A 6,405-nucleotide genomic window follows, 5' to 3' on the forward strand; every position below is an offset into this window, starting at 1 on the left:
AAAAGAGATGAAAAAGAATATTTTGAAAGCAACAGTTGTTGCTGCGTTTGCTCTGGTAGCAGGATTTAATGTGTATAACTCTCAGAAATCGGATGTGACGTCTGATTTGGCTTTGGCTAATGTGGAAGCATTGGCTGATGATGAAAACCCAATGTGCGAAAATGGTTGTTTGGATAATGGTGATGGTTGTTTATGCCATTACTGGTTTCCGACTTATAGAGAAGCAAATCTATAAAAAGAGGAATTAATAGCCGAACAGCTTGATTGAATTCTCTAAAAGTAAAAACGAAGGAGAAAAGTAGAATTTATGATAATAGAATCTTATTCTAATTTTTGCTTTTCTCTTTCTAAAAGCAAATACTTATGTTAAGAAAAATAGCAAACATATTATTTATTGTGTTAGCCATAACTAGTTGCACTAATAATGCAACAACCGAAAAGCACCAGACAGTTCGTAACAAAATAGAAAACTGTTATCAGAAAGTAAAAGAATTCCAGACTGGCGATATTTTAATAGGCTCTACAACACGTTTATATTCTATGGATAATCATCTGATTATTGCAGACCATAAATCCTCAAATCAGCTTATTCATATTTTTAACATGCAGGATTTTACTTACGTGCAAAGTATAGGAGAATTGGGACAAGGACCTGGTGAAATTACAATTCTTGGGAATATTGGCATAGACAATATACGCAAGAATTTATATATATCCGACTATGGAAAACAAAAAATATTCAGTTACAATGTGGATAGTGCGTTTGCTAATCCTTTCTATATGCCAAACGTGAAAATGGAAATGGATAAAGGAATATTCCCAGATGTATATCAATTTTTCAGCGATACGCTGGCTATAGGCAGAATGATTTCCCCTACCAGTTCTTCTTCTTTCAAACAAATGTTGGCACGTCTTAATATGCAAACAGGTAAAATACTTCCTTTAAAAGAAAACCATCCTGAAATAGAAAAGAAACGTGTTTGTTTTACTGCTTCAGAAACTAAAAACATCTGTGTGGAGTGCTATACAGGCTATGATTTAATGGTAATAACTGATATAATGGGAAATTTGAAATATAATATTTATGGACCGGAATGGAAAGAAAATCCGACAGCAACTCATTACTATAGTAAAGTAGCATTAGCCAAAGATAAGATTATCGCTTCATATTCAGGCGGTAACGAGCGAACCGATGATTATTATCCTACAAAATTCTTTGTTTTCGATATCGAGGGAAACTATCTTAAAACTTTAGATATAAATCGGAAAATAACAGACTTTTGCTATGATGATAATAGCAATAGAATTATCATGTCGTTCAATGATGATATACAGTTCGGATATTTAGAGTTGAATGGTCTAATTTAATTATAAATAAAAAAATAAGCTATGCGATTTATCGCATAGCTTACTCTGTACAATGAAATATATATATTTATATAGTCTGCTAGTTATAGCCGCCGGAATTGCAGGTTGCACGCCAAAAACAGGAAGCCACTCGCCTTCATTAATTACAGAAATTAACTGGGAAGAGATGACTGAAGAAAGAAAGCCATTACCTCAGCCGCTCCCACTGGTGTGTGATATAGCAGAAATGACAACCTATGATTCCATGATTTTATTAAAGAGCGATAAAACAGCTCCCGCATTCAACATACTTCCTACCGATTTAAAGAAAAGTACCGCATTTGGCACCTATGGCGGGGCGCAGGAAGAGTTATCGCTGAATGTACAGATGATGCATAACAGCGGAAAGAAGCTCAAATTATACGATAACTACGCCATAAAGGAATTCAAATACGAAAACGACAGTGTAGTATATCTAAAAACGACGAACGGCAAGACCACACCGAATTTCTATCAATATATATGCTCGGTGAATGACACATTGTGTTGCGTCTACAAACTTGCCCCAAAAGAAACCGGAGTCCATTTGGTGAATCTCTTAACGCAAGAATCATACGACAGCATCAGTGTAGCCCAAGGATATTTCGACAATAAAGATATTCCCTATGACTTGGTATGCCACGTATACAGAGACAAACTAATCATAGGACGCAGCAAGTTCAACCAGATAGAGCTGTATAACATCAATACGACCGACAAAAGGCTGGTTCCGGCCTCTGTCATCAACTACAAGAATGCTTCTGCCGAGAATTACATCAAAGAGGGAGCCTGCTACATGTATAATATAAATGCTGATGAAAAATATTTTTATATGCTGAATCAGGATACTGATAAGTTTGGAGAGAAAACATATATTGATGTGTACTCTTGGGATGGGAATCCTGTAAGACGTATCGAGCTCGACGATTTATACCTGATGGGAGTATTAATAGACAATACTTTCTATCTGAAGAAATATACCGATGATGATAACTTATATATTTTGAAACTATAAGATGGAGTACAAAGATTTGATTAGAAAAAAAATAGGACGGATAGCAGACAGACTGTTAACCGTATTATTCAGTATTTGTATTCTGATTATAGTCTTTATATTGTTTCAGGTCACCACTTTCACCACCTTCCATATTCCTTCCGACTCCATGTATCCCGCTTTACAGGCAGGCGATAATGTATTGGTGAACAAATGGATAATGGGAGCCCGCATCTTCAATATCTGGGATGCACTGGAAGACAAGGAGGTGAAGATTCACCGGTTGCCGGGAGTCGGAAAGATTAAGCGCAATGATGTGCTGGTCTTTAATTTCCCTTATCCTGCCAAGAAAGACTCCCTGGCGATGGATGTCATGCTGTATTATGTAAAACGCTGTATCGCCCTGCCGGGAGATACGCTGGAAATAAGGAACGGATTCTATAGGATACGCGGAACAGGGGAAGAATTAGGAAATATGGCCGCCCAAAGACGCATCTCCGCCCTGACGGAAAACGATTCACGGGGAGTGGTTATGGAGAGTTTTCCGTGGAGCAAACGGTTGGGATGGACGATAAAGGAATTCGGTCCATTGCCTGTCCCGGCAAAAGGGCAGGTGGTATCATTGGATAGCATTTCAATATTATTTTATCAACATATCATAAGGTACGAACAAAAAAAGGAACTTTCATTGAGGGATAAACTTATTTACTTGGGCGACAGCCTGATAAGGGAATATCGGTTTAAGGAGAACTATTACTTTGTATCGGGCGACAACATGGAGAACTCCCGCGATTCGCGGTATTGGGGGCTGCTGCCCGAAAGCTACATAGTGGGAAAAGCAACAAGAATATGGAAATCGAAAGACCCTGCCGACGGACATATCCGCTGGGACAGGGTATTTAAAAAGATAGAGTGAAATGAATAAAAGGATACTTTTTCTTGGTTTATGGGTGGTGTGCCTGTCGCTGGTGATGGCCTGCAGCCGGAGGAACGGCATGGAGGGCACTCTGGAACGCGCCGGTAAGAACAGGGCCGAACTGGAGAAAGTGCTGGAGCATTATGCCGGCGACGAGCTGAAATACAAGGCGGCCTGTTACCTGATAGAGCACATGGAGAACTGCTACTTTTATGCCGACCCCCGGATTGATTCCCTGAAGAGCCTGAGATGGATGGCTACGGTATATCGCGAAGGCCCGTGGCTGGATTCGGTGAAAAGGGTATGGAGTCATTTTTCTTATAGAGACACCCGCAAGGTATATGATGCGGAGGTCATAACAGCCGACTATCTGATAGACAATATCGACCATGCTTTTGAAGTGTGGGGAAAACGTCCGTGGGCAAAATATTATTCATTTGATGACTTTTGCGAATATGTACTCCCATACCGCATTGCAAACGAGCCTCTGGAAGCATGGAGAAGGGTTTATTATGACCGGTATGCCGCAACCGTCGATTCGATGTATGGCGGCAGCGATGTGCTGGAGGTGGTAAAGGCTGTCCGTAAGAAGTTTAAAGAAGAGGGATTTATATGGAATACCCACTTCAGCCTCCCGCATTGCGGCGGTCTGTTCCTGCTCGACCACCACACCGGGCAATGTCCCGAATCATGCGACATCACGGTCTATATCCTCCGCGCATTGGGCATCCCTGTAGGTACCGACTGCTACATTGCTTCACCTTATATCAGTGGGGCGCACTCCTGGACTATATTAAGGGATACCACAGGGCTGTTTGTCCCATTCTGGATTACCCAGACGGAGCCGGAAAGAGGGGCGGATGACGGACGTCCCAAGGGAAAAGTTTTCCGTAAGCAGTATTGGGGACAGCTGGAAGATGTGACGGCTGAATATTTCGGCAAGAACAGCGCAAAGGTAAAGATACAATGTCCGCCCGAGGTGAAAGAGGTCAGTCTCTGTATTTTCTCATGCGGGGCAATGACGGCTGTCGACAGGACCGAACGTGCCGGACAGGAAGTGACTTTCCACAATCTGGAGCCGGGCATCCGTTTTCTTCCCATGTATCAGAAGTCAAAAGGAGGGGTTTATTCAGCTGCCGGATACCCTTTCAGCCTGGATAAGGATGGAAAGGTGCATACCTATGTCCCCGATACTTTACATACCCGGACGGCAGAACTTTTCAGGAAGTATCCCCTCCACATCCAGATGAAGGAATACGTGGCGGCCCTGACCGGAAGTATCATAGAGGGGGCACGTTCGGCGGACTTCCGGCAGACGGTATTGTTGGCACACATCAAGGATACAATCAGGACAAACCATGTGTGGCTGGACTCACTTCCCGACAGTCCCGTCAGATACATACGCATCACTCCTCCGGGAGTAAGATATACCGAGATAGCCGAAATCGCCTTTTATGGGAAAGACGGACTGAAACTGGATGCGGAACTGTACCGGATTCCGGCTGCCATGGACTTGAGGCATACAGGGAACTATATGACGGATGGGGATATCCTGTCCTATTATCAGTCCAAAGAACAAAACAGGGAACCGATAACCGTTGATTTGAAGAAAGAATGCCGGGTGGACAGGATTCATATTGTTCCCCGCAACGATGATAATTTTATCCGTCCGGGCGATGAGTATGAATTGTTTTACCAGAATGGCGCAGAAGGCTGGATATCGTTGGGAAGGCAGACGGCGGTGACAGACAGGCTGAAGTATGACCGTATTCCTTCCGGTGCCGTGTTGTGGTTGCGTGATTTGAGCCGCGGACGTGAGGAACAGTTATTTATATTGAAGGAGCATGGAGAACAGTTCTTTTATTAAGAAGGCATTGCATGGCATACCGGTTTTAATCACCTGGCTCTTCATTCTTGCCGGTGCGGTGGAAGCGGTATGGGGGCTTGCACAGGTATATGGCTTTACCGCCTCCAACCACTCGCTCTATGCCCTTACCGGCTCTTTCTACAATCCGGGGCCNATCACCTGGCTCTTCATTCTTGCCGGTGCGGTGGAAGCGGTATGGGGGCTTGCACAGGTATATGGCTTTACCGCCTCCAACCACTCGCTCTATGCCCTTACCGGCTCTTTCTACAATCCGGGGCCTTACTCCGGTTTCCTTGCCATGACGCTTCCGGTCTGTCTGTATGAATGGCTGAAGCGCAGGAAGGAAAAGAAAACGGCAATCTATTATATAACTTTATCCGTGTTGGTACTCCTTATTTGTGTGTTGCCGGCCGGAATGAGCCGCTCGGCATGGATGGCCGGGGCGGTCTCGTCGGCATACATCGCATATATGCATTACCGGAAGGGGATTCACGCCTACATCCGTTGTCACCCGAGACGGACGAAAGCGGGAACAATTCTGCTGATATTGCTTGCAGGAGGGATACTTGCCGGTGTTTACCTGATGAAGAAGGACTCGGCAGACGGAAGGCTGCTGATGTGGAAGGTGTCCGTGCACGCCATAGCCGGACAACCGTGGCGCGGATACGGATGGGAAGGTGTCCCCGGTGCCTATGGGCAGGCGCAGGAGGATTATTTCTTGGCGGGAGATTATACAGAGACGGAAGAACGGGTGGCGGGGTCACCCGAGTATGTGTTCAATGAATATCTTCAGGTGGCGATGGCATGGGGAGTTCCCGTACTCCTGCTTGCGTTGCTGGCGGTGGGTGGAAGCGGTTATGCCGGGCATAGGCAGAAGGAATATGGACTGTGCGGGGCACTGTTGTCTTTGGCCGTGTTCTCTTTTTCTTCCTATCCATTCCAGTTTCTTCTGTTTGTCATCGCACTGGCACTGCTGGTAATGGGGTGCACGATAAAGGCCCTTTCATCCCAACGGCCGTTGGTTTGCATGGTGGGAACCATACTCTTATTGTTGCCGGCAGGCTATGGGTGCTACCGGGTGTATCGGTGGAAGGAGGTGCGCGAGACAGCTTCTGCGGCATGGCACCGGAAACAGATGTTCTACCGTTCGGGGGCTTATGAGCAGGCGGCGGAAGTGTATGCAGAGATATACGAAGACATGAAATGGAATGCCCGCTATCTGTTTGAATACGGACACGCCCT

Annotated in this window: 6 protein-coding genes; all 6 read left to right on the forward strand. The window is 44.9% G+C overall.

The window, feature by feature from the left end:
- Window positions 1–7 precede the first annotated feature (7 nt).
- Window positions 8–235: an NVEALA domain-containing protein gene (locus IR173_RS17715; RefSeq protein WP_237040842.1), complete on the forward strand. Its 228-nt coding sequence runs from the start codon at window positions 8–10 to the stop codon at window positions 233–235.
- A 128-nt stretch (window positions 236–363) separates the two neighbouring features.
- A complete protein-coding gene (locus IR173_RS17720) occupies window positions 364–1,368 on the forward strand; it encodes a 6-bladed beta-propeller (RefSeq protein ID WP_237040837.1) in 1,005 nt (334 codons plus the stop codon).
- A gap of 166 nt (window positions 1,369–1,534) precedes the next feature.
- Window positions 1,535–2,401 (forward strand): hypothetical protein, encoded by an 867-nt coding sequence (locus tag IR173_RS17725; protein WP_237040838.1) that lies wholly within the window; start codon window positions 1,535–1,537, stop codon window positions 2,399–2,401.
- Between the two features lies 1 nt (window position 2,402).
- Entirely contained in the window at window positions 2,403–3,296 is an 894-nt protein-coding gene (lepB, locus tag IR173_RS17730; protein WP_237040839.1) for a signal peptidase I, read from the forward strand.
- Window position 3,297: 1 nt separating this feature from the next.
- Window positions 3,298–5,163 (forward strand): discoidin domain-containing protein, encoded by a 1,866-nt coding sequence (locus IR173_RS17735; protein WP_237040840.1) that lies wholly within the window; start codon window positions 3,298–3,300, stop codon window positions 5,161–5,163.
- A 154-nt stretch (window positions 5,164–5,317) separates the two neighbouring features.
- On the forward strand, window positions 5,318–6,405 hold a 1,088-nt coding region (locus IR173_RS17740; RefSeq protein ID WP_449580646.1), incomplete at its 3' end, for an O-antigen ligase family protein.

The organism is Phocaeicola faecalis (assembly GCF_021730445.1).
GTDB lineage: Bacteria > Bacteroidota > Bacteroidia > Bacteroidales > Bacteroidaceae > Phocaeicola > Phocaeicola faecalis.

Bases quoted from the DNA above. Each gene is read 5' to 3' on its own strand.
- lepB (WP_237040839.1), top strand. From the start codon at position 2,403: ATGGAGTACAAAGATTTGATTAGAAAAAAAATAGGACGGATAGCAGAC.
- IR173_RS17715 (WP_237040842.1), top strand. From the start codon at position 8: ATGAAAAAGAATATTTTGAAAGCAACAGTTGTTGCTGCGTTTGCTCTG.
- IR173_RS17735 (WP_237040840.1), top strand. From the start codon at position 3,298: ATGAATAAAAGGATACTTTTTCTTGGTTTATGGGTGGTGTGCCTGTCG.
- IR173_RS17725 (WP_237040838.1), top strand. From the start codon at position 1,535: ATGACTGAAGAAAGAAAGCCATTACCTCAGCCGCTCCCACTGGTGTGT.
- IR173_RS17720 (WP_237040837.1), top strand. From the start codon at position 364: ATGTTAAGAAAAATAGCAAACATATTATTTATTGTGTTAGCCATAACT.